Annotated in this window: 20 protein-coding genes; 13 read left to right on the forward strand and 7 right to left on the reverse strand. The window is 63.1% G+C overall.

The genetic code is table 11. The features are described 5' to 3' along the window. Nucleotides 1-175 precede the first annotated feature (175 nt). From mnmA to ABD884_RS04825, 5 genes are all read left to right on the forward strand, one after another. Nucleotides 176-1,297 (forward strand): tRNA 2-thiouridine(34) synthase MnmA, encoded by a 1,122-nt coding sequence (gene mnmA / locus ABD884_RS04805; protein WP_345054551.1) that lies wholly within the window; start codon nt 176-178, stop codon nt 1,295-1,297. 302 nt (nt 1,298-1,599) lie between these two features. Continuing rightward, nucleotides 1,600-3,228 carry an ABC transporter substrate-binding protein gene (locus tag ABD884_RS04810; RefSeq protein WP_345038447.1) on the forward strand — a complete coding sequence of 543 codons (1,629 nt, stop codon included), beginning with the start codon at nt 1,600-1,602 and terminating at the stop codon, nt 3,226-3,228. A gap of 115 nt (nt 3,229-3,343) precedes the next feature. Beyond that, complete coding sequence (locus ABD884_RS04815; RefSeq protein WP_345038458.1) at nt 3,344-4,432, forward strand: ABC transporter permease; 1,089 nt, start codon at nt 3,344-3,346, stop codon at nt 4,430-4,432. Nucleotide 4,433: 1 nt separating this feature from the next. Next, nucleotides 4,434-5,468: an ABC transporter permease gene (locus ABD884_RS04820; RefSeq protein WP_345038470.1), complete on the forward strand. Its 1,035-nt coding sequence runs from the start codon at nt 4,434-4,436 to the stop codon at nt 5,466-5,468. Beyond that, nucleotides 5,465-7,174 (forward strand): dipeptide ABC transporter ATP-binding protein, encoded by a 1,710-nt coding sequence (locus tag ABD884_RS04825; protein WP_345038478.1) that lies wholly within the window; start codon nt 5,465-5,467, stop codon nt 7,172-7,174. Before ABD884_RS04820 ends, ABD884_RS04825 begins: the two co-directional genes overlap by 4 nt. Before the next feature lie 74 nt (nt 7,175-7,248). Here the strand turns inward: ABD884_RS04825 and ABD884_RS04830 are convergent, their stop codons facing one another. Beyond that, complete coding sequence (locus ABD884_RS04830) at nt 7,249-7,908, reverse strand: NADPH-dependent F420 reductase (protein ID WP_345038484.1); 660 nt, start codon at nt 7,906-7,908, stop codon at nt 7,249-7,251. 78 nt (nt 7,909-7,986) lie between these two features. Here ABD884_RS04830 and ABD884_RS04835 point away from each other — a divergent pair, with 78 nt between their 5' ends. Continuing rightward, nucleotides 7,987-8,373 (forward strand): chorismate mutase, encoded by a 387-nt coding sequence (locus tag ABD884_RS04835; RefSeq protein WP_028264858.1) that lies wholly within the window; start codon nt 7,987-7,989, stop codon nt 8,371-8,373. Nucleotides 8,374-8,377: 4 nt separating this feature from the next. Then, nucleotides 8,378-9,415, forward strand: a complete 1,038-nt coding sequence (locus ABD884_RS04840; protein ID WP_345038496.1) for a uroporphyrinogen decarboxylase/cobalamine-independent methonine synthase family protein — start codon at nt 8,378-8,380, stop codon at nt 9,413-9,415. Nucleotides 9,416-9,419: 4 nt separating this feature from the next. On the opposite strand, the gene ABD884_RS04845 is transcribed toward ABD884_RS04840, so the two are convergent. The 6 genes from ABD884_RS04845 to ABD884_RS04870 form a co-directional block, all read right to left on the reverse strand. Further along, complete coding sequence (locus ABD884_RS04845) at nt 9,420-10,151, reverse strand: DUF4166 domain-containing protein (RefSeq protein WP_345038502.1); 732 nt, start codon at nt 10,149-10,151, stop codon at nt 9,420-9,422. 52 nt (nt 10,152-10,203) lie between these two features. Continuing rightward, complete coding sequence (locus ABD884_RS04850; RefSeq protein ID WP_345038511.1) at nt 10,204-11,496, reverse strand: DUF58 domain-containing protein; 1,293 nt, start codon at nt 11,494-11,496, stop codon at nt 10,204-10,206. Between the two features lie 65 nt (nt 11,497-11,561). Next, entirely contained in the window at nt 11,562-12,614 is a 1,053-nt protein-coding gene (locus ABD884_RS04855; protein WP_345054554.1) for an AAA family ATPase, read from the reverse strand. Between the two features lie 11 nt (nt 12,615-12,625). Further along, nucleotides 12,626-13,816 (reverse strand): DUF4350 domain-containing protein, encoded by a 1,191-nt coding sequence (locus ABD884_RS04860; RefSeq protein ID WP_345038521.1) that lies wholly within the window; start codon nt 13,814-13,816, stop codon nt 12,626-12,628. After that, complete coding sequence (locus ABD884_RS04865) at nt 13,813-14,535, reverse strand: DUF4129 domain-containing protein (protein ID WP_345038531.1); 723 nt, start codon at nt 14,533-14,535, stop codon at nt 13,813-13,815. The genes ABD884_RS04860 and ABD884_RS04865 overlap by 4 nt, the downstream gene beginning before the upstream one ends. Next, nucleotides 14,496-15,488 carry a DUF7847 domain-containing protein gene (locus tag ABD884_RS04870; RefSeq protein ID WP_345038537.1) on the reverse strand — a complete coding sequence of 331 codons (993 nt, stop codon included), beginning with the start codon at nt 15,486-15,488 and terminating at the stop codon, nt 14,496-14,498. Before ABD884_RS04870 ends, ABD884_RS04865 begins: the two co-directional genes overlap by 40 nt. A 399-nt stretch (nt 15,489-15,887) precedes the next feature. On the opposite strand from ABD884_RS04870, the gene mtrA reads away from it, so the two are divergent. From mtrA to ABD884_RS04900, 6 genes are all read left to right on the forward strand, one after another. Continuing rightward, complete coding sequence (mtrA, locus tag ABD884_RS04875) at nt 15,888-16,562, forward strand: MtrAB system response regulator MtrA (RefSeq protein WP_028264852.1); 675 nt, start codon at nt 15,888-15,890, stop codon at nt 16,560-16,562. Beyond that, nucleotides 16,534-18,519, forward strand: a complete 1,986-nt coding sequence (gene mtrB, locus ABD884_RS04880) for an MtrAB system histidine kinase MtrB (RefSeq protein ID WP_345038584.1) — start codon at nt 16,534-16,536, stop codon at nt 18,517-18,519. The genes mtrA and mtrB overlap by 29 nt, the downstream gene beginning before the upstream one ends. Continuing rightward, entirely contained in the window at nt 18,516-20,264 is a 1,749-nt protein-coding gene (locus tag ABD884_RS04885; RefSeq protein ID WP_345038592.1) for an LpqB family beta-propeller domain-containing protein, read from the forward strand. Before mtrB ends, ABD884_RS04885 begins: the two co-directional genes overlap by 4 nt. Nucleotides 20,265-20,371: 107 nt before the next feature. Next, complete coding sequence (locus tag ABD884_RS04890) at nt 20,372-21,403, forward strand: ComF family protein (RefSeq protein WP_345038601.1); 1,032 nt, start codon at nt 20,372-20,374, stop codon at nt 21,401-21,403. Between the two features lie 158 nt (nt 21,404-21,561). Then, nucleotides 21,562-22,287, forward strand: coding sequence for a ribosome hibernation-promoting factor, HPF/YfiA family (hpf, locus tag ABD884_RS04895; RefSeq protein WP_345038612.1), 726 nt, complete (start codon nt 21,562-21,564; stop codon nt 22,285-22,287). A gap of 32 nt (nt 22,288-22,319) precedes the next feature. Then, complete coding sequence (locus tag ABD884_RS04900) at nt 22,320-23,561, forward strand: winged helix-turn-helix domain-containing protein (RefSeq protein ID WP_345038624.1); 1,242 nt, start codon at nt 22,320-22,322, stop codon at nt 23,559-23,561. Nucleotides 23,562-23,664 lie beyond the last annotated feature (103 nt).

A 23,664-nucleotide genomic window follows, 5' to 3' on the forward strand; every position in this document is an offset into this window, starting at 1 on the left:
GCCACGCGGCCGAACATCTAAAACTCGTAGCTTTGACTTTAGAATCGCCCGTGAAGCCGGTCAAGGCATTTTTGGGGCGGATTCCGGCGGGCGCTAGAATAGTTGGGCGCTTACTCTCTTTAGTCGCAAATACTTCCCCCATCAACAGAAAGCCAGCATGCGAGTTCTTGCAGCCATGAGCGGCGGAGTCGACTCCGCCGTTGCCGCCGCCCGCGCCGTCGAAGCAGGGCACGACGTCGTCGGCGTCCACTTGGCGCTGTCCCGCATGCCCGGAACGCTGCGCACCGGCAGCCGCGGCTGCTGCACCATCGAAGACTCCCGTGACGCTTGGCGCGCCTGCGACGTGCTGGGGATTCCGTACTACGTCTGGGACTTCTCGGAGCGCTTCAAGGAAGATGTGGTCCAGGACTTCATCGACGAATACGCCGCGGGCCGGACTCCCAACCCCTGCATGCGCTGCAACGAGCGGATCAAGTTCGCCGCCCTGTTGGAGAAGGCTATCGCGCTGGGCTTCGACGCGGTCTGCACGGGCCACTACGCCAAGGTGATCCAGGATGCGGACGGCAACCCCGAACTCCACCGTGCGGCGGACTGGGCCAAGGACCAGAGCTACGTGCTTGGTGTCCTGACCCATGAACAACTCAAGCACTCGATGTTCCCGTTGGCGGAGACCCCTTCCAAGGCCGAGGTTCGTGCGGAGGCCGAGCGGCGCGGCCTGTCCGTGGCGAACAAGCCGGACAGCCATGACATCTGCTTCATCCCGGACGGCGATACCGCCGGCTGGCTCGCGGAAAAGATCGACATGACCACGGGCGACATCGTGGACGAAGCCGGAACCAAGGTGGGGGAGCACCCGGGAGCCAACGCCTTCACCGTCGGCCAGCGCCGAGGCCTCAAGCTGGGCACTCCTGCCGCTGACGGCAAGCCGCGCTTCGTGCTGGAAATCCGGCCGAAGGAAAACAAAGTGGTCGTCGGACCCGAATCCCTGCTCGCCATCGACGAGATCCGCGGAATCAAAGTGTCCTGGGCCGGCCTGCCCATCGCCGAGGTCGCCACCGGCGCCGAATTCGATTGCCATGCCCAAGTGCGCGCCCACGGCGACCCCGTACCTGCCAAAGCATCGGTCGAACGGCACGTCGACGATGCCGGCATCGAACGTGTTGGCCTCGTGGTGAGGCTCGTCGATCCGCTCCGTGGCGTGGCGCCCGGACAGACCGTCGTGCTGTACCAGGGAACCCGTGTTCTTGGCCAGGCAACCATCGACGCCGCCCGCTCGCTGCAGCGAGCTGCCCTCTAGGCTTTGGGCGTAGCCGCCCCACCCCTCCGCTGATCGAGCAGAGGTGCATCGCCCTCGGGAGACGAGGCGCAGCCACTGAATTCTCAGCGCTCACAAACAGCCGCGTTTTTGGTCCCGGACGAGCAGAGCGCCATCGCCGCAGCCCACGACGGGCTAAAAGAAAAAGTAAATTTTGTGTCTCAACTCACAAAATCAAACGTTTCACCAAGAAACCTTCTGATTGAATCGTGGAATCAGGAGTGTGTGCTCCGAAGAAATTACCCACGGCGGTTCGCCGTATCCATCGAACAGAAAGTTCACTGATGGCATTGAACAAAAAAGCCTTGCGCAGCGTTATCGCGTTCGCGGGCATCTCCGTATTCGCTCTGACAGCCTGCACGGGCCCGTCGGGCGGCGGCGGTTCGGCTTCTTCAGCTGCCAGCAGCCCGATCGCTTATGGCACCACCGACAAGGTGACTGCACTCGATCCCGCGGGCTCGTATGACAACGGTTCCTTCATGGTGATGAACCAGGTCTATTCCTTCCTCCTCAACTCGAAGCCAGGAAGTGCCGAGCCCGTTCCGGACCTGGCAGCGTCGGCATCATTCACGTCGCCGACCGAGTACACCGTCAAGATGAAGCCCGGGCTCAAGTGGGCCAATGGCCACACGCTGGACTCCACCGACGTCAAGTTTTCCTTCGACCGGCAGCTCAAGATCAACGATCCCGCTGGTCCTGCAAGCCTGCTTGAAAACCTGGACAGCGTCAGCACCCCCGACGCCAGCACGGTCGTTTTCAAGCTGAAGCTCGCCAACGACCAGACGTTCCCGCAGATCCTCAGCAGCCCGGCCGCGCCGATTGTGGACCATCAGGTCTTCCCGGCCGACAAACTGCTTTCCGATGACGACATCATCAAGGCCAAGGCGTTCTACGGCCAATACACGATCGACAGCTACAAGAAGAACGAGCTCATCAGCCTCAAGGCCTACCCGGATTACCAGGGTGTCCTGGGCAAGCCGGCCAATGACGCCGCCACCATCAAGTACTACGCCGAGCCGACCAACATGAAGCTGGACATCCAGCAGGGCAACATCGACGTTGCTAACCGAAGCCTCAGCGCCACCGACGTCGACGACCTCAAGAAGGACTCCAAGGTCAAGGTCAACGTTGGTCCCGGCGGCGAGATCCGCTACATCACCTTCAACTTCGACACCATGCCGTTCGGCGCCAAGGCAGCCGGTGCCGACCCGGCCAAGGCACTTGCCGTGCGACAGGCGATCGCCAACCTCGTTGACCGCCAGGCAATCGCGGACCAGGTCTACAAGGGCACCTACCTGCCGCTGTACTCCAACGTCCCCAGTGGCTTCCTGGGCGCCAACGAGTCGTTCAAGGATGCCTACGGCGACAACGGAAAGCCGAGCTTGGACAAAGCCAAGAAGGTCCTTTCCGACGCCGGTGTCAAGGACGTCGTCACGTTGAACCTCCAGTACAACCCGGACCACTACGGCAAGTCCTCGGGTGACGAGTACGCCATGATCAAAGACCAGCTCGAGAAGTCGGGCCTCTTCAAGGTGAACCTGCAGTCCACCGAATGGGTGACCTACAGCAAGGCCAGCCGCGCGGACGAGTACCCCCTGTTCCAGTTCGGTTGGTTCCCTGACTTCAGCGACCCCGACAACTACCTGACCCCGTTCTTCCCGAACGGTGGCTTCTTGAAGAACCACTTCAACGACCCCGCCGTGACGGACCTGATCAACAAGCAGCTGACCACCACGGACAAGTCGGCTCGTGAATCCACCATCAAGGACGCCCAGAACGCTCTGGCAAAGGACATTTCCACTTTGCCGCTGCTCCAGGGCGCCCAGGTTGCCATCTCGGCACAGGGCGTGAACGGCGTCGACAAGACGCTTGACGCATCCTTCAAGTTCCGATTGGGAACCATTTCAAAGTAAGCAGCCGGTCGGGGGAGGCGGGTGCCAACAGGCGCTTTGCCTCCCCCTCTTGCTGATTGCCTCACATATGAGCAAAACCCCGCGCGATCCGCGGGCAATGAACTTTTAGGTAGCAATGACAACACTTATAGAGATGCCCGACGTCGAACCGGACGCGGTCGCTCCCAAGAGCAAATCAGCGGGCGGAGGTCTGGGCAGGTACATCGTGGTCAGGTTCTTCCTGATCATTCCCACGATCTTCATCCTCGTAACCTTGGTCTTCTTCCTGATGCGGGTCATCGGCGACCCCATCACTGCCGCGCAAGGCGGCCGGCTTCCGCCGGACGTCCTGGCACAGCGAATCCACGACGCCGGTTACGACCGGCCGATCATCATCCAGTACTTCGAATACCTGGGACAACTGGTCACCGGCAACTTCGGCACCACCATCACGGACCGGCGCCCCGTCGTCGAAATGCTTTCGACCTTCGGTGCAGCCACCCTCGAGCTGACGATCAACGCGCTGATTGTGGCCCTCGCGGTCGGCATCCCGCTGGGCCTGATCGCCGCGCAACGGCGCGACAAGGCCACAGACGCCTTCCTGCGCTGCTTTGCCATCCTCTGCTACGCCACTCCGGTCTTCTTCTCCGGACTCCTCCTCAAGCTGACGTTCTCCGTTTGGCTCGGTTGGCTCCCAGTGGCCGGGCGCGTGTCCACCCGCACTGAGCTGGCCATGGGCCAACTGGCCGCTCCCACCGGAATTTATTGGCTCGACGCCTTGCGAAGCGGGAATTTCACCGCACTCGGCGACGTCATGTCCCATGCGGTGCTTCCCGCTATCGCCCTGGGCCTCCTGACCGCCGGTGTCTTCCTGCGCCTCGTTCGGACCAACGTCATCGGAACCCTGGGCAAGGACTACGTCGAGGCCGGCCGTTCCCGCGGCGTCAGCGAATTCCGACTCGTGACAAAGCACGCTTACAAGCCGGCGCTCATCCCCATCATCACCGTCATGGGCTTGCAGATCGCACTGATGCTCGGCGGCGCCGTGCTCACGGAGACCACCTTCGAATGGAAGGGACTTGGCTACCAGCTGGTCCAGTACCTGAACGCCAGGGACTTCGTGGCAGTCCAGGGCATCGTGGTTCTGTTGGCCGTCATCGTCGCCTTTACCAACTTCGTCGTGGACGTCGTCGCCGCGCTGATCGACCCTCGAGTGAGGTACTGACATGAGCACTGCAACCCTTTCAGGACGGAAGAAGTCCTTCCTGTCCGGACTTCCCGTCATTTCCCACCTCAACAAGAGCGTTGGCCTCCAACGAGGCATGCTCATCACCGGGCTCGTGCTGACCGGTTTCTTCCTCCTCTCCACAGTGCTCGCTCCGTTCATCGCACCCTACGGCTACGCCCAACTGAGTGACGCTTCCGGTTCGTTCCCCACCCAGGATGCCCCCAGCAGCAAGCACCTGTTCGGAACCACCGTCGGCGGCTATGACGTCCTCTCCCGCGTCCTGTGGGGTTCGCAGACCGCCGTGACCGTGATCGTCGTTGCCGTGGCGATGTCCATCTTCCTCGGCGTGGCACTCGGTCTCCTCAGTGGTTACTTCGGTGGCTGGCTGGACCGGGTGCTGGTGGTCATCGCCGATGCCATTTATGCCTTTCCTTCCCTGCTCCTGGCGATCGTCATGTCCATCGTCATCAGCCGCGGCCAGTCGAGCTTCTGGGGCGGCATCCTCGCCTGCGCCTTCTCGATCACTGTGGTGTTCGTTCCGCAGTATTTCCGGGTGATCCGGGCGGAGACCATCAGGCTCAAGGCAGAGCCGTTCGTGGAATCGGCAATGGTCCTGGGCGCATCCAGCCTGCGGATCATCACCCGGCACATCTTCAAGAACGCCACCAGGACCCTTCCGCTGATGTTCACGCTGAACGCCTCCGAAGCGATCCTGACCCTTGCCGGTCTTGGCTTCCTGGGCTTTGGCATCGAACCGTCGTCAGCCGCAGAATGGGGCTTCGACCTCAACAAAGCCATGGCAGACGCATCCTCCGGCATCTGGTGGACGGGTGTCTTCCCCGGTATTGCGATCGTCCTGACCGTGCTGGGCCTGACGCTGGTCGGCGAGAGCATCAACGACCTCAACGATCCCCGCCTCCGCGGACGCAAGCGTGCCGGGGGCAAGGCCTCCCGTTCCAAGGCTGCGGCAGGAACCGACGGCAAGAACACAGGGGCTACTACTGCTCCTGAACCAGAAGCAGGTAAGGCATGACCACCAACATCGGCAACATTTCGGACCAGCCGCTCCCATCCGGGCAGCCCGTCCTGGACATCGAACGGCTCAAAGTCACCTTCGCCACGGACAGCGGGGACGTCTACGCCGTCAAGGACGTCAGCCTCGAGGTCAAAGCCGGGGAAGTCCTGGCGATCGTGGGAGAGTCGGGTTCCGGCAAGACTGTCACGGCCAAGACCATCCTCGGCTTGCTCCCGGAGACAGCCATCAGCTCGGGCGCCGTGCTGATCAACGGCAACAACGTCATCAGCGTCAGTGCGTCCAAGCTGCGCAAGATCCGCGGCCGTGACGTGGCCATGGTCTTCCAGGAACCGTCAACGGCCCTGAATCCAGTGTTCACGGTCGGCTGGCAGATAGCCGAAGGCATCCGGGCCCATGCCTCGGACGGACACCGGGTCTCGGCCAAGGAAGCCAAGAAACGGGCCACCGAGGCCCTGCGGAAGGTGGGCATCCCCGATCCCGAAATCCGCGTCAACTACTATCCCCACCAGCTTTCCGGAGGTCAGAAGCAACGCGTAGTCATCGCCGCTGCGCTCGCCTTGAACCCTGGCTTGATTGTGGCGGATGAGCCGACGACTGCCCTGGACGTCACTGTCCAGGCCGAGATCCTTCAATTGCTCCGGGACCTGCGGGACAAGTACGGCACCTCGATTGTGCTCATTACGCACAATATGGGTGTCGTGGCCGACCTGGCCGACCGCGTCGTGGTCATGTACCAGGGCGACGTGGTCGAAGAGGCCACCGCCAAGGTCCTGTTCGCCGAGCCCAAGCAGGACTACACGAAGAAGCTGCTGGCCGCCGTGCCGCACCTTGGCCGTAACTCGGCGTCCGAAGGGGCCACCGAACGGTTGCATCAGGGGGGAAAGGTCCTGGTCGAGGCCAAGAACCTCACCATCGAGTATCCGGGGCGCCTCGGCAAGCCAGGGTTCAAGGCTGTGGACAACGTCAGCTTCACGGTCTCCGAGAATGAGGTCTTTGGCCTGGTTGGCGAGTCCGGTTCCGGCAAGTCCACGATCGGCCGGGCCATCGCAGGCCTCAACAGGGTAACCGGCGGCAGCCTCAAGGTCCTCGGCTACGAAATGCTGGACTTCAAGGAACACACGTTCAAGCCGCTGCGCAAGGATATCGGCTTTGTCTTCCAAGACCCGGCGGCCTCGTTCAATCCGCACCTGACCATTGGCGAGTGCGTTGCGGAACCGCTGCTCATCCATACCCGTCCCAGCCCGGCCCAAGCACGCCTGCGGGTGGCGCAGTTGCTCGAATCGGTGCAGCTTCCGGCATCGTACGCCGAACGCTTCCCCCACGAGCTTTCCGGTGGACAGCGCCAGCGCGCTTCGCTGGCCCGCTCGCTCGCGCTCAACCCGCGGCTTCTGATCGCCGATGAGCCCACCTCGGCCCTTGACGTTTCCGTGCAGGCAAAGGTCCTGGAACTGTTCAAGGACATCCAGGAGGAGTTCGGATTTGCCGCGCTCTTCATTAGCCACGACCTCGCGGTAGTGGACATCCTCTCCCATTGGGTGGGGGTGTTGTTCAAGGGCAAGCTTGTGGAGCAGGGGATCGGCAGCCAGATCATGGGCAATCCCCAGCACGAATACACGCGCAAGCTCATCGCCTCGCTGCCAGTTCCGGATCCTGATGAACAGGCCCGACGCCGGGAAGAACACCGCGCGCTGTTGGGCATCTGACCCGCCATTGTTGCGCCAGAGGAACATGCCCGCCCTTTTCCTCGAAGGGCGGGCATGTTCCTTTTTTGCCGCGGCTATTCGGACACGATGCTGATGTTGAAGAGCTTGTCCTTCGGTTGGCGCATGAAAATCCGGAGCCACAGCGGCATCCACATTTCAAGGCCGCGGGCGACGTCGAGCCCACCCAGATCGTGGATGCGTTCCGGTAGCCAGCCGAACTCCCGCAGGAGCGCGACGACGGTGGCTTTCGCGTCGTCGTCGTTCCCTGCTACGAACACGTCATGGGCGCCTTCAGCGAGTCGGAGCGGATCAACCATCAGGGGAGCAGTCAAGGTGTTGAGAGTCTTGACCACACGTGCCTCCGGAAAGGAGCGCTGGATGGTTTCGGCAATGCTGTCGGTATTGCAGACGGAGAGCGACGGCGGAAATCCGGCGGAAAAATCCAAGGGGTTGGACACATCCACCAAGATCTTGCCCGCCAGGTTTGCTGCCCCGGCTTCGCTCAACGCGGCGAGCGAGACCATTCCCGGGGTTGCATTGACCACGATCTCAGCCATGGCTGCGGCCTGGGCGAAGGAGCCGGAGCTTGCTTCCGGACCTGCCTGCGCCGCCCACTCCGTCCCTTTCGGATTGCCGGCTTCCCGGGAACCCATCATGACCTGGTGGCCAACCGCCATCAGTTTGCTGGCCAGTGCATGCCCCACCATTCCGGTGCCAAGAACTGCGATTTTCATGCTTGCTCTCCTTCTCGTCGGCGCGGACATGCTCATTGTGCCCCTCAAGGCTCGGCCAGCACACCCTAGACTGTAGGAATGACCGAGCAGAACCACGCCCTCCCCGACGCCGATTCCTTCGATCCTTCCGCCAGCTCCCTCGCCGGCCGTGTGGACCAGGCTGTCATGGACGAGCTGCTCTCCATCCGCTCCAGCATTGACAACATCGACGCCACCCTCGTCTTCCTCCTCGCCGAGCGTTTCAAGGCCACCCAGAAAGTGGGCGTCCTCAAGGCGACGCATCAGCTCCCTGCCGGGGACCCGGGCCGCGAGTCCGCCCAGATTGCGCGGTTGCGCCGGCTCGCCGAGGAAGCGCATCTCGATCCGGCTTTCGCCGAGAAATTCTTGAATTTCATCATCAGTGAGGTCATCCGGCACCACGAGGCAATCGCCGAAGGCCACCAGGCTTCCATCGCGCAGGGCTGAACACATGCCCGCCGAAACCGTGCAGAAGCAGGTCACCGCCACGGCATTGGGTCCGTGGCCCGGTACCGATCCCGCCGAGGCTGCACGGGTCATCCGTGGCGAGCTGGGCAGCCCGCATTTGCCGTTTCTGGCTGAGCTCCCGGACCGTGGCGTCGGCTCGGATACCCTTGGCCGATCGGCGTCGCTGCTTGTTGACATGGCCATCGATGTGCAGCCGCACGGCTGGCGCTTGGTTGACCGCCCCGGGAAGGACCTGCGGCGGGCCAAATCCGCCCTTGCCACGGACATCAATGTCCTGGCCGACATTGCCGGTTCGGAGGAATCCTCCGCGGAGGCGTTGAAGATCCAGCTGCGCGGCCCCATGAGCCTGGCAGCCGGACTGTACCTGCACAATGGCGAGCGCGCCCTGCTTGACTACGGTGCCCGCCGGGACATCGCGGAATCCCTGGCCGCCGGCGTCGCCGAGCACGTGGCCAGGATCCGCGCCGCAGTGCCGGGCGCCGAGGTAGTGATCCAACTCGACGAACCGGACATCGCTTCCGTCCTGGCCGGTACCATTCCCACTTCGAGCGGCTACCGCACCCTACGGTCCATCCCGGGCGAAGAAGTCACAGGCGCCTGGCGGCTGGTGATCGACGCGTTGCGCGCTGCCGGAGTGGTGGAGACCGTGGTCGCGGTTCCGGAGATCGAAGCACCGATCCAGCAGATCCTCGCCGCCGGGGCCGACGGCATCGCCGTTCCGCTCAAGGCACTCACTACACGCCAATGGGAACACATCGCCACCGCAGTGGAGGCGGGCAAGCGCCTCTGGGCCGGCGCGTTGCCCACGGACAATCCACGGGCAACACTGCCGCGCACGGCCGAGGTGGTGGACACCGTCTGGCGGCCTTGGCACCAACTCGGCTTGCCGGCGTCGAATCTGGGCGCCGTCCGGGTCACGCCGTCCGGCGGCTTGGCCGGGTATTCGCCGTCGGGAGCCCAGGAAATCCTGAGCCGGTTGACCCAGCTTGCCGACGGGTTGAACCAACTGGCCCTCGGTTAGCTTTCTAGACCCGCCGTTCCCAGCGGTCCGGTTCGGCATATCGGGGGAGCCCGACGGCGGCAGTGGCGGTTGGTGCGGCCGCGGCGTCCGGGGCGGGTAGCGAGGGCGCCAAACGGTAGTCAAAGGAACCCGCGTAAACGAGCACCAGTCCAAGGTGTTTCTGGAGAACCTTCACTTGGATCCGGTGCTTGCCTTCCAGCGGATCCCACCACTGCTCTGCAAAGGCCTTCGCATCGAGGGACGCCGGTAGGCTGAGCCGCAGGGGACCCAGGAACAAGCGTGACGCGCTCGAGACCCCGCGAAGCCGCCCCTCCGGTGTGGCATCGAGATCCAGTGCCGTCGCGAGTCGGCGATACCTGCCGAGGTAGTCGACCAGCCGGGTGCCGCCGTCGTCGCCGGTTTCGGCCACAGTAGTGTCATGGAACAGCCGGGTACGGCCGGGAAAGAAAATTTCGCGCCGGGCCGTGAGGCTGGACCGCCCGAACGGGTCCAGGTGCGCGTGGTTCTCGATACGGAACGGGATGCGCTCGCCGTATTCCGGGAAGAAAGCCTGTTCCCCGGCGACCGCGGCAAGGAGGGGTCGGAGCCACTTCTGCCGGCAACCGACCACATCGAACACGCCCTCGCCAATTCCGTATGATCCGGAGCCGGGCGCGAGGGAGAAGTACTCCTGTAGTTCAGGCTGCAATTGCCTGAACTTGCTGCCCAGCGCCAACTCGTAGATTGGTGTGCTCATGTGGTGTCCTCGGTTCTGGGAACGGGTACTGGGATTGATTCTTGCCTAAAGGCTACAAGCGGCCCGCAGCCTTCAGGCGAATGTATGCATCCGCTACGAGCGGCGGTAGATCCAGAGGCTCGGCGTCGACCACCTCCGCACCAAGCTGGCGCAATTGGGCACTGACGGCTTCCCGGTCGAGCAAGGCACGTTCTGCGGCCGAGGCACGGAAGACCTCGCTCGCAGTAGTACGTTGTTCCTTCATCCGCCCCAGCAAGGGGTCCCTCACCGATCCAAGGAGCACCACATGCTGCCGGACCAGCTGCGCCACCAGGGGAATGAGGCCTTCTTCCGGGGCTCCGCCGTCAAGTGATGTTAATAGGACCACGAGGGAACGGTGCGCCGAAATTGCCCGTACCTGGGTGGGGATCTGGGCCCAGTCCATCTCGATCAGTTCTGCCTCGAGCGGCGCCATGGCCTGGACCAGGGAGCCAAGGAGATTGCCTCTGGCCGCTGAACCGACGCGGCCGCGGACGCGTCGGTCGAAGGCGAAAAAGTCCACCCGGTCTCCGCCTCGCTCGGCGAGCACTGCTAGCAAAAGAGCCGCTTCCATCCCGGTGTCCAGACGCGGCTCGTCGTCGATCCGGGCCGCAGCCGTACGGGAGGTATCCAGCATGATCACGACGCGGCGGTCCCGTTCGGGACGCCAAGTGCGAACCACGACGGCGGTGCGTCGGGCGGTTGCCCGCCAGTCGATGGAACGCACGTCGTCGCCCCGGACGTAGTCGCGGAGGGAATCGAACTCCGTGCCCGCACCGCGTATCTGGACGGCGGCCTTGCCGTCGAGCTCCCGCAGTTTTCGTAGCTTGGAAGGAAGGTGCCGTCTTGAGTGGAAGGGAGGCAGGACACGCATACGGCCCCGGAGGGGAACAGTGCGTTGCCGGGCGGCCAGGCCAAGCGGTCCAAAGGAACGCATCGTGACGTGCGGTGCCGCGAGGTCGCCGCGACGCGTGGGCTTTAGCCGAACTGCAATGCGCCGACGCTCCCCAGCCGGGATCTCGACGCGCTGGACGGGGGCGACAGTTCCGGCGGAGGGCTGCCAGGCGTCACGTACCATTCCTCGAAAGATCCTGTGGTTGCCGTTCTCCAGGGTCAGGACGGATTCCGTTTCCGAGTGGAGGGTAACGTTCCCCGGCCCCTTCCGCTGCAGTTCAACCCTGGCAGGCGACGCCGCTAACATGATGTCGGTCACCAGCAAAGCCAGGAGCAAGGCCACGGCGAGCAGGACCGTACTCCATGCCGGGAACAGCACCAAGGGCGCCAAGGCGGCGAATACCAGCAGCACAAAGCGGCCCGTGATCGCCATTCAGTACCCCTGGACAGTCATAGGGTGGGTGGTCATCGGGTGGACAGTCATGCGGCTCGGCACCATCAGCGCGGGACGGGAACAGAAGCCAGGATGCTGCCCAAGACATCATCGACGTGGACGCCGTCCATCTGGGCTTCGGGGCGAAGCCCCACCCGGTGCCGCAAGCATGGCAGGGACAGGGCCTTGACGTCGTCGGGGGTGACGAAGTCGCGTCCGGACAACCATGCCCAGGCACGGGAGGTATTCAGCAAGGCAGTGGCGCCGCGAGGGGAGACTCCCAACTGGAACGACGGCGCTGCCCGGGTGGCGCGGACGACGTCCACAATGTAGCCGAGGATCTCGGGGGCCACAGTCACAGCGGCGACGGCGTCACGTGCGTCTTGGAGTTCTGCGGAGCCCGCCACCGGCCTGACTCCCGCCGCGTGCAGGTTCCGCGGATCGAAGCCTTCCGAATGCCGGCGGATCACTTCGATTTCTTCGGCACGGCCGGGAAGCGGCATGGCGAGCTTGAGGAGGAAGCGGTCCAATTGGGCCTCGGGCAGGGGATAGGTGCCCTCGTATTCCACCGGGTTCTGCGTGGCGGCGACTATGAACGGTGACGGCAACGGACGGGAGAGTCCGTCCACGGAGACCTGGCGCTCCTCCATGGCCTCCAGCAGGGAGGCCTGGGTCTTGGGAGGCGTTCGGTTGATTTCGTCCGCCAACATGATATTGGTGAAGACCGGCCCTTCGCGAAAGGTGAATTCCGAGGTGTGCGAATCGTAGACGAGAGAGCCTGTGACGTCACCCGGCATGAGGTCCGGAGTGAACTGAACGCGTTTGGTATCCAGGCTCAGTGCGGTGGACAAGGCACGCACCAATAGGGTCTTGGCAACGCCCGGAACACCCTCAAGCAGCACGTGGCCCCCGCAGAGCAGCGCGATCAGCATGCCAGTCACCGTCGCATCCTGTCCGACGACGGCCTTTCCCACCTCGTGACGGACGTCCAGCAAGGCTTTTCGGGCAGGATCCGGCCGGGATGTTTCTTGGGCCGGTGGCCCCTGCGATGCTGCCCCTCCCTGAGGGCCGTCGTAGCCGTAGTTGCCGTCAGTGAAGCTGTTTGCTGGATTGCTCATTGCTTGATTACTCATGGGGCTGTAGCCTCCTGCTCGAGTTTTTCGATGCTTTGTGCCCACCGGACCAGTTCGGACTCGGTGTGGGGCCGGTGGTCCAGCAACAGCATCCGCAGCTCCGGTGCCGGCCGGTTGATTTTTCGGCCCACCGCGTCCAGGACGGCCTCCGCGCCAGCCTCGGGGCCGAGCCGGAAGTGCCTTGCAAGCCTGGTCAAAGTACCGGCCCGCAGATTGTCGGCTGCCCGGCCGACGGCGCGCGAGTCCTGGTACAGGCGGGCGCGGCCTTCGGCCGTCTCGGCAGCCTTGACCGCTACCGGCAGTGGCTCGAACACGAGCGGACCGAGCCGCCGGCCACGCCACAGTATGGCGAGCACGGCGACCACCGCCAGCCACATTCCCAGGAAGCCGAGCCAGGGCGGCGCCAGTTCATCGAGGGTGGCCGGTTTGTCGTTCCGCGGCACGTCTCCCAAGCCGGGGAGGTACCAGAGCAGATCCGCCGTTGGACCAAGGGTCCGGAGGGCCAACGCGGCATTGCCCTGCTCTTGCAGGAGATCGTTGCTGAGCAGCGCTGTGCTGCCGAGAACCACCAGCCGGCCGTCCACGCTCGTCGCATACATGCCGCCGTCGCTGCCATCAGGCCGGTAGCAAACAGCGCCGGCTCCCGTGTACAGGAACCCGTCCCTGCCGGAGACCGGCCCCGCGGCGAGTGGATCCGCTTGCCCGCATCCCGCGTCCAACGTTGACGTGCCGTTGGGAACCACTCCGGCATGACGGATCTCGCCGCCCAGCCCGGTCAGCGTCTGGAAGCCGGGAGCCACGACCACCACGCGGGCTGCCGAATCCAGCAGCTTGTGCAACTGGGCGGAGTCGAGATAGCCGTTGCGGTCATACAGCAGCACCGTGGCCTGTGGCTTCCGGGCAAGGAGCGAGGTGGTCGTGACGAAAGAATCGGATTCCGTGACTATGACTCCGTGTCGTCGGAGAATTTCGGCGGCTGCCATCGCGCCGTCCGGGCCCGGATTGCGGGCGGACAAGGGTGCCTTGTCCGTGTTTGCGGGGGACTGGGCCACCGTCACTATGCCGAGCACCGCGATGATGGCTCCGATGATGATCCAGGCCAGGTGGCTTCGCGACCAGTCCCGCACAGTTGTATTGCGTGCTTTTGCTGCAGCGGGCTCCATCGCCGTGCCGCGGGCCGGCGTCATCGCGGTACCGCCAAACGATTGCCCGGCTGCCTCGCGAAATCAGGTTTCATGGACAGCAAATCGGTGTCCAGTGCGAGGACAGCGGCATGATCGGAAGGGGTGGCTGTTGCCTTGCCGTATTTCACGCCATCGAAGAGCCTCGCGGCGTTCTCAAGCCGGGAACCGGCAGCCCCGAAGGCGCACCCCAATTGCTCAGCCGCCTCATCCGCTGTCCGGCCAGGCTGGATATCAACGACTGTCCGGTCCTCCGCGGAGCGAACCACAGCGCGGAACTGCTCGACGACGGCGGTGTGCCAGTCTCCGCGGTTTGCCGCGGCAGCTGCCCGACGGCGGAAAGCATCGGCATCAACTGTTGCCCCGCCGTCGAAAACCTCCGCAGACTCCTTCTTCCTGGCGTTGAGCCTCGGCCTGACAACTATCACGGCTCCCACGATGAGGACCACAGCCAACGCCCCGATTAACGGCACGCCTATATTCGACCCGATGGTCAAATCGCCGTTCAGGGAGCGGAGCCATTCGAGAAACTGGTTCCACAACCCATCGATCCAACCGGGTTTGGCCGATGCATACTGCGACTTGGAGAGTTCCTCAACCGCCCAACGTCGGGCCCCCTCGCGGTCCGGATCAACGGGAGGCTCGAAGGCAGCGAAAAGGAGGCTAAACGACGCCGGTGCAGGGATCATCCGGTAGGTGAACCCTGACCGGTCACGGGCGGCCATAAGCGGGCATCCGCGTGACGTGGGCTGCGGCGCCCCGGAACGCCGTCGGGCTCTTCTCCGGTCTCCAAAAGCCGCAGCAGCTCCACGTCCAGTCCGTCGCGCCTCATCCGCAGATCCATGTAGATCAGGGCTGCCACGGAGGTTTGAAAAGCGAGGCCGACCGCACCTATGAGGGCACCTACAAGCAGTGAAACCACCAGCAGGACCGTTGTTGTCGTCGCCGCTTGTTGGGCGCTCGCATGCGGGGAAAAGACGGCAGTCATCCCGCCGGATGCCAAGGTCAGGGGAATCTGGATGACCTGCGCGATGACTCCCACCATGAATCCCACCAGCAGGGTGATGCCGAAGATCCGCCACCAGTTCCTCGCCGTAAGGCTCCAAGATCGCCGAAGGCCCGCGACGACGCCGAGTTCTTCAATGGTGATGGCGGCCGGAGTCACAAGGAGCTTGGTATAGACCCAGACCCAGACGACGACGGCGCCGAGTCCCAAGGGAAGAACCAGAAGCAGCCCGAGCGGTCCCAAGCCAGTCAAGATGAGGGCGGCCAACAAGGTCAGGACCACCAAGAACAGCAAAGATCCGCCAAGCATGAGGAAAGCAAACCCCAGGAGGGACCAGATGCGTGAGCGGGCCAAAGACCACATTTGCTTGAACCCGGTGGGGCGGTTCAATGCCGACCTCGCGACAGGGATGGCCATCACGCCTTGCAGGATCGAGCTCAGGACCATGGCGAGCAATGAAACACCCAGGACTGCGATAACGGCGCCAAAGACAGGGCCGAAAAACCGCATGGCTTCGTCTTGGCTCGTGAATCCTCTTGCGGGAGGCTGGGACATCCCGAGCATTCCCATCGAGGCCACTCCGCTCAAAGCTCCGATGATGGCCTGGACAACAAGCGCGGATCCGAACATGGTTCTGGCGTTCCGGCGGATGGTCTGGAAGGAGCCGTCCATGATCTCACCAAAAAAGAGCGGCCGGAGAGGCACGATTCCTGGTTTTGGGGGAGCGACATAGCCAGCTTGGTCAGAGGGCGGCGGACCGCCACCCTGCCAGCGCGGATCGGCCGGGGCGCCCCAGGATTGTCCCGGATACTGTGGCGGCCCCCATTGTGGTTGGGCGCCCCACGGCGATGCCGGTCCCTGTTCAGGCCGGCTGCCTGGATCTGGCTGTGACACGTTTTCCTCCCCCAAAAGATGCGCCCGCAGCAATGCACGGACCGGAAAGGGACCGTCCGCTCCAGCCTATAGTTCCGCCGTCGCGCCTCATAGCCCTCTCGGCTTTCCTGTTGCAGCGCGCCATGCCGTGATCGGGCTCAACGGGACAAAGGCTGGGCGATAAGGGAATATATAACTATGAAGGCACGCATCCTGGTGGTAGACGACGACGAAGCGCTGGCTGAAATGATCGGCATCGTGCTGCGGAACGACGGCTTCGACCCGGTTTTTTGCGCGGACGGCGGGCAAGCGCTGGAGGTCTTCCGTTCCTCGAAGCCTGACCTGGTTCTGCTTGACCTGATGCTTCCCGGCTCGGACGGCATCGAAGTGTGTCGCCAGATCCGTGGGGAGTCCGATGTCCCCATAGTCATGCTTACCGCCAAAGCGGATACCTCCGATGTTGTCCGAGGCCTCGAATCCGGTGCTGATGATTACGTGCCAAAGCCTTTCAAACCGGCTGAGCTCGTGGCCCGGGTGCGGGCCCGGCTGCGCCCGGGAGACCAGAAGGCGCCAGAGACCCTGCGGATTGCCGATGTCACTATCGACGTCGCGGGCCACTTGGTGACGCGGGGCGGAGAACGGATTTCGCTGACGCCTCTGGAATTCGATCTCTTGGTCGCCCTGGCTCGCAAGCCCTGGCAGGTCTTCACCCGTGAACTGCTCCTTGAGCAGGTGTGGGGCTACCGCCACGCTGCCGACACCCGGCTGGTCAACGTCCATGTCCAGCGGCTGCGGTCCAAGATCGAACGTGATCCGGAAGCCCCTGAAGTTGTATTGACGGTTCGTGGTGTCGGATACAAAGCAGGCGCCTGAGTCTTCCACCGGCGAGCCCGGCGCTGGCCCTGAGACGGATAAGGTCAAACATCCTGTTTCAGGACATACTGTCCCGGAACACACCGACGCCCGCGCATTGAACCTTGCGTGGATCCTGGAGCGGACCCGCATTTGGACGCGGCGCGCCCTGATCTTGGCACTGCGTGTTTCACGTCTCGTCTTGACGGGACTTCGCCACATTCGTCCGGGATTTCGTTATCTGTGGCGGGCCCTGCTGCGGCGATGGCGCCGCTCGCTTGAATTCAGGACGGTCGCCGTGACGATCGTCCTGTCGATGGCGTCATTTGCGGTGGTCGGCGCGTACCTCTCAAACCAAATAGCGAACAACCTGTTCCAGGAACGCCTGAAGCAGGCCGAATCGGAAAGCCGCTACTACGTCAAGCAAGTCCAGGACACGTTCGACGGTTCACAGGCCAACGATCAATCCAGCGTCATCACCCTCGTCTACGACACCCTCAAGGCAGTGGAGGGCAACGGCTCGGTTATCCAGCGGCGGTACGTCTTCGAGGCCATGCCCGAACAGACCAAGCCGCGCAACCGCTGGGTGGAATCGCGGGCCTCGGATCAATTGACGGTCCGGGTCATTCCACCGGCGCTTCGCAAGTCCGTCCAGGAATCGGGCAAGGACCAGTTCTGGGCCTCCACGGAGTTTCCCGTCGGCAATCAGGACCACCCCGGCATCGCAGTCGGCAACAAAGTCACGTTCAACGGCACGGTCTACGAGCTTTATCTCCTCTATGACCTTGATACCGCCCAACAGACGCTGGACGAAATCCAGAACGTGCTGTGGGCAGGCGGCGCCGCACTCATCCTCATGATCGGCGGGATTGCCTGGTATGTGACCAGGAACGTCGTGAGTCCGGTGAGCCACGCCGCCGTCGTCTCCGAGAAGCTGGCCGCCGGTCAGTTGCAGGAACGAATGGTGGTCAAGGGCGAAGACGAGGTGGCCAGGCTGGGCGCGTCGTTCAACCATATGGCCGCGAGCTTGCAGGAACAGATCACGCAGCTGGCCACTTTGTCCCAGATGCAGCAGCGGTTCGTGTCCGATGTGTCGCATGAGCTGCGGACTCCACTGACGACCGTCCGGATGGCAGCAGAAGTGTTGTTTGATGCCCGGGATGACTTCGACCCCATCAACAAGCGCTCCGCGGAGCTCCTCTACAACCAAGTGGAGCGTTTCCAGTCTTTGCTCTCAGACTTGCTGGAGATTTCACGCTTCGACGCGGGGGCTGCCGTTCTGGACTCCGAGCCGACGGACATTTTCCAAGTGGTGTCCCACGTTATCGACGGGGCCTCACCGGTCGCCGCGGACTACGGCTCCGAAGTGCGTCTCACCTCGCGCCACAAGCGCATCATCGTGGAAATGGATGCCCGAAGGATTGATCGCATCCTGCGGAACCTGCTGCTCAACGCCGTCGAACACGGCGAGGGGAGGCCCGTCCACGTCTCCGTTGCAGCCAATCACGACGCTGTGGCCATTTCGGTGCGTGACTTCGGCATAGGAATGAGTCCGGCGGAAGCCGCGCGGGTCTTCGATCGTTTCTGGCGGGCCGATCCAGCCCGCGCCCGGACAACCGGGGGCAGCGGCCTGGGACTTTCCATCGCCGCGGAGGACACCAAGCTCCACAACGGTTGGCTGCAGGCTTGGGGCCGCAAGGGGGCTGGTTCCAACTTCCGTCTGACTCTGCCGCTCAAGAAGGGAGGAACCATCGTGAAATCACCGTTGCAGCTCGAACCGGCAGATATCCACCTGCCTGGCGCCGCCCCGGAACGACAGATCCTCGTGGTGGATGCAGGTGACGCCTCCCCGGAACAAGGTTCCGTTGCAGACCCGACGCCGGAGGACGCTCCGGCGTTGCCGCCTGTACTGCCTCCTGTACTGCCGCCGGCGGGGGAGAACGACGCCGACAAGACCGGGGAGGGAACGGGACTATGAGTTCACGACGGAGTTCGCGACACTCCTACCTGGCTCGACGCCCGTTCCTGCTGAAGGCCACGATCTCCCTTCTTGCGGTCCTCATGGTGATCCTGAGTTCCTGCGCGCAGATTCCACGGTCCGGTCCGGTCGGAAAGAGCAAGGACGAGAGCGCGGGCAACCCGAACGCTCCAGTCTTCTTTCCCCCGCCGCCACATCCCGGAGCCAGCCCGGCGTCGATCATCGAAGACTTCTACGGCGCCGGCAGCGGGTACGAAGGCGATTATGCGGTGGCCCGGCAGTATCTGACGCAGTCGCTGTCCGTCAGTTGGAAGTCCGACAAGCGCACGCTCGTCTTCCGCAGTGCGACCGTCGTCAAGACCGGCGTGGAAAACGAGTTCAAGTACCAGCTCGACCTCGCCTATGCCGTCGACGCGGACGGCGTTGCCACGCAGTTCCCGGAAGGAACCACCGAAACCATTCCGGTGACCCTGGAACAAGTCGACGGCGAATGGCGGATCTCAGCGGTCCCGGATGGCACCGCTATCCCGGAAGAAACGTTCAAAGTCATCTACGCGGCCCAGCCCATCTACTTCTACGATCCCACTTTTGCGTACGCGGTTCCGGACATCCGCTGGTTCATTAAGAAGAACACCGTCAAGGCGATGACCAGCGCCTTGCTTGCCGGTCCTGCGCCTTACCTCCGGGGCGCCGTCGTCAGCGCCTTTCCTTCCGGCATGAAACTGGCCCGGGAGTCGGTGCCGGTTGTGTCGGGAGCCGCCCAAGTGGACCTTTCCGCGAAGGAACTCGTGGATGCCTCTGCCGAGGACAGGCAACGCATGCAAAACCAACTCACCCTCACCTTCCGTAGCCAACCGGACGTGGTGAACGTCCAGCTCCGGGCTGACCAGGATCTCGTCCGGGTGGAAGACAATGGCTCCGTCCTGCCGCCTGTGCTCGAGAAAAATGTTCCGGCGCGCCAGATCGCCGTCGACAACGAAGAACTCGTGCGCTACGAGAACAACAGAGTCTCGGCCCTTCCGGACATGCAAGCCGTGGCTGGACTGAATCCGATGGCTCCAGCTGAATCCCCCACGTCCCAGGCTGTGGCCTTCCTCAACGACGCGGGAACTGTCCTGTATTCGATGATTCCGGGGCAGCCTGCCCGTCAACTGACAACCAGGAGTACGCTGAGCCATCCTTCCTTCAGCCCCCAGGATTGGGTCTGGACGGCAGGTCCGGGAGCTAATGGCGCCACCGAAGTCGTCGCATTCAAACCGTCCGATGTTCCACAAGGCCAGGCCGTGCCCACGGTGACCATCACCCCGTCATGGTTGTCAGGGCGCGTAGTGAGGGACTTCCGGATATCCCGTGAGGGTACGCGCGCACTGGTCGTTTCCGAGATGAACGGCAAATCATCCGTTCAGGTAACCGGTATTGTCCGCAATCCTGATGGCACCCCCAAGGATCTGACCGCCCCGCTGACCTTGTTCACTTCTTCCCCCGTTGACCAGGGGGTTTGGGTCAATTCCACAACAGTTGCCGTGATGAAAGCCGATTCGACTCAAAACGTGGTTCCCGAGTTGTTGTCCCTCACGTCAGGGCAGCCGCAGTTGTTGCCGGCTTGGCCGAACCTGACAACCATTAGCGCAGGCAACGGATTGGACCAGATTTTCGGGCAGTCCGCAGCCGGAGTCTTCCAACGGGTGGGGAACGGATGGGAACTGCAACTCAAGGGACCGGTAGACCCGGCCTTCCCTGGCTAACCAGGGGTTCCCTGCACCTTCTCGGCATCGCTTCATGGTGCATACAGCCTCATGGTGCATACAGCCTCATAATCCACATAGCCTCATAATCCACATAGCCCAGTTCGGTGCTGTTCGCCACGGCCAAAGCACTGGATGCTTGGGGCATGGGGAACACCAACAAGGGCCGCCGGGTGCATGACCCCGATCTCGTGGCCCCCTGGAACGATGGCGCACGCCATCGGGGAAGGCATCCCGATCGATTGATGCGGCTCACACAGGGCCTGATTGTTGCCTTCTCCGAGCTGCTGGCAGTCCTGGCTCCCGTGGAGTGCGTGTGTTGTGGCGCCGAAGACTCCACGCTCTGTGGGCCCTGCGCTCGTCAGGTGCGTCTTCTGTGCACCAGCCCCTTCCGGGCTGAAGGACAGGCGCCGACCTTGCTCACCGTGGATGGGTCCGTCATTCTCCCTGTTGTCGCGGCGGCCCACTATAGGGACGAACTGGCCCAGGCTCTGCTCTCGTTCAAGCATCTCGGCCAAGGACGGTTGGCCTCCGTGCTCGCGCCTGCGCTGGGCAAGGCTGTCCGGGCAGCCGTCGGAAACAGGACGGACATCTTCCTTGTACCTATTCCCAGCAGTAACGCGGCCTTCCGGAACCGCGGATTCAGCCCGGTCCATCTCTTGCTCGGCCATCTACGGCGCCGGAACGCATTGCCGGGTCTACAGATGAAGGACGCTTTGAAGAAGGTCAAGTCCAGGCTCGCGTGGCGCGACCTGGTCCAGGCTGCGCTTGCCCGGGACGGCACTTCCCTCCGGGCCGGTTTCGAAGACCTCGGCGCGGGGATCCTCGGTGTCGGGACCCGAAGACGGGGAAGTGGACAGAAGGGCTTGGGCCGTGGGGAGCGCGTGCGCCGCGTCCGGGGCTCCATGACCGTTCGGCTGTTCCAGGAAAGGGCCTTGGAAGGCAAGGCGTGCATCATCGTGGACGATGTCCTTACCACAGGTGCCACCCTCTCCGAAGCAGCCCGGGCATTGTCAAAGGCCGGAGGCGTGGTGTGTGGTGCGGTGGTTCTCGCTGCCACTCGTCCGCCGGCCGGAAGCGAGCTCTCTGCCGAGAGACCGAAGATGCAGTCCGAACCGACTCAAACAAAAAATAAGTGACGAAAGGATGAATTACCCGTGGCGATGAACTAACGTCGGGTATGGGTACCAAGAACAGATGTACCTGTCGATAGCGGCTCGGAAAGGGGCTCGACTGTCCGTCAGATCAGCCCCTAGAAGCGCCCTTATCGTGTCACCTGAGTTGTTTGGAGGGCACCATGGAGTTCATGATCAGCGGCCGTAATCTGACCGTTTCCGATCGCTTCCGCGAGTATGCAAGCGAGAAGATTTCAAAGATTGAATCGCTTGGGGACAAAGTCCAGAGGGTTGACGCGAAGGTTTCCAAGGAGACCAATCCACGCCAGACACCGGGCCAACTCACGGTGGAAGTAACGGTCCTGGGCCGCGGCCCCGTGATCCGGGCCGAAGCGAGCGCCGCTGACAAGTTTGCCGCCTTTGATCTCGCATACAGCAAGCTGCTGGAAAGACTCCGCAGGGCCAAGGACCGCAAGAAGGTCCACCACGGCCGCCACACGCCCAAAGCAGTCCGTGAGGCAACTGCAACGCTTGAGCCTGCCAGCGCGAGCGAACCCATTTACGTAGAGGCCAGCAATCACCAGGAGCAAACCACGGCACCGGTGGAGACCTCGCCCTACGACGTCGACAACGATATTCCGGCCGGTGATTCCCCGGTCCTGATTCGTCGCAAGGTTTTTCCCGCCGCTTCGCTCACCCTTGATGACGCGGTGGACAACATGGAATTGGTGGGCCACAATTTCTACCTGTTCGTAGACAAGGAAACCAACACACCGTCGGTCGTCTACCGTCGCCGCGGCTGGACCTATGGAGTAATCACTCTGGACTCCACCTGCGAACCAGGAGACCAAGCTGTGGAGGAAAAGATCCACGCTTACCGCTCGAGTGACCAGGCCGCCACAGCCTAGGCCGCATTCGCATTTCCCATGAAAGGACTGGCATGGCCTCTTCGCTGAGCCTCTTGCAGGCACGGCGGATTGCATTGGCAGCCCAAGGACTGGACAAAGAACGGCCCACCGGCCCCGTGACCTCACGGGCGGTGGGCCGTACCTTTGCCCGCCTCCACGTGGTGCAGATCGACTCCGTCAATGTCCTCTCCCGCAGCCACTACCTCCCCTTCTTTTCAAGACTCGGCAACTACGATCGAAGCATCCTTCATGCCATGACAGGGCGAAGTCCGCGGCGCATGATGGAGTATTGGGCTCACGAGGCCAGCTTCATCCGCCCGGAACACTTTCAGGATCTGCTGCTGTGGCAAAGTCGCGCGTGGGTAGGCGCGGCCCAACTGGAGCACGGAGTCCGGGAAGACATGGCCAAACGGATCCTCGAGGCGCTCGCGACGGGGCGCCCTATGACGGCGGCCCAGCTGACTGCGCACTTGGGGCACGCGGAAGAGCGCCAGCATGACAACTGGGGCTGGAACTGGAATCTGGTCAAAAGGGTGCTGGAGCACTTGTTTGAAGAAGGACTCGTGACTGCTGCTTCGAGGACGGAGCAGTTCGAGCGGCGCTACACCCTGACCTCGCGGATCCTGCCACCGGGATTGACTGCGGACTTCCTCCGGGCCGGAGCGCTCCCGGACGGAGGCGCCGAGCTATCGACAGCGGCCATGGACCGGCTAATTGACGCCGCAGCCCAGGCCCATGGCATCGGTACAATCCGTTGCTTCGCCGACTACTTCCGGACCCCGGTGAAGGCCGCCGAAGCATCGCTCGGCAGGCTCGTTGCCGCAGGACGATTGGAGCCAGTCACAGTGCGTGGCTGGGACCGGGCGTTGTATCGACACACAGAGGCCAGGCTTCCCCGCACCGCCACGGCACGGGCATTGCTTAGCCCGTTTGATTCCCTGGTGTTTGAACGTAGGAGGCTCGAGGAGCTGTTCGGCTTTCATTACCGGATTGAAATCTACACCCCGGCGGAGAAGCGCAAGTTTGGCTATTACGTGCTGCCGTTCCTCCTCCGGGACGCAGTGGTCGCCCGGGTGGATCTGAAGGCCGACCGCGCGGCCAAGCAGCTTCTGGTGCGTGCCTCCCATGCCGAGCCGGACGCCCCTGCGGACACCGCCGTCGAACTTTCCGCCGAGCTGCGGCTGATGGCCGATTGGCTAGGCCTCGACGACGTCGTCGTGTCACCGAAGGGCGATCTCGCGTCGGCGCTCGCTTCAGCTGCGGCCCGCGGCTGAGCTCCTGAGATAGCCTCCGATGGCGCAGCCCCCGGCGCTCTGCTCTCAGGGAAACGAGGCCGCGTGGCGTTGGTCTCTCCCGTAGACTGAAATCGCCAGAATT

The sequence above is a fragment of the Arthrobacter methylotrophus genome (assembly GCF_039539965.1).
Taxonomy (GTDB): Bacteria; Actinomycetota; Actinomycetes; order Actinomycetales; family Micrococcaceae; genus Arthrobacter; species Arthrobacter methylotrophus.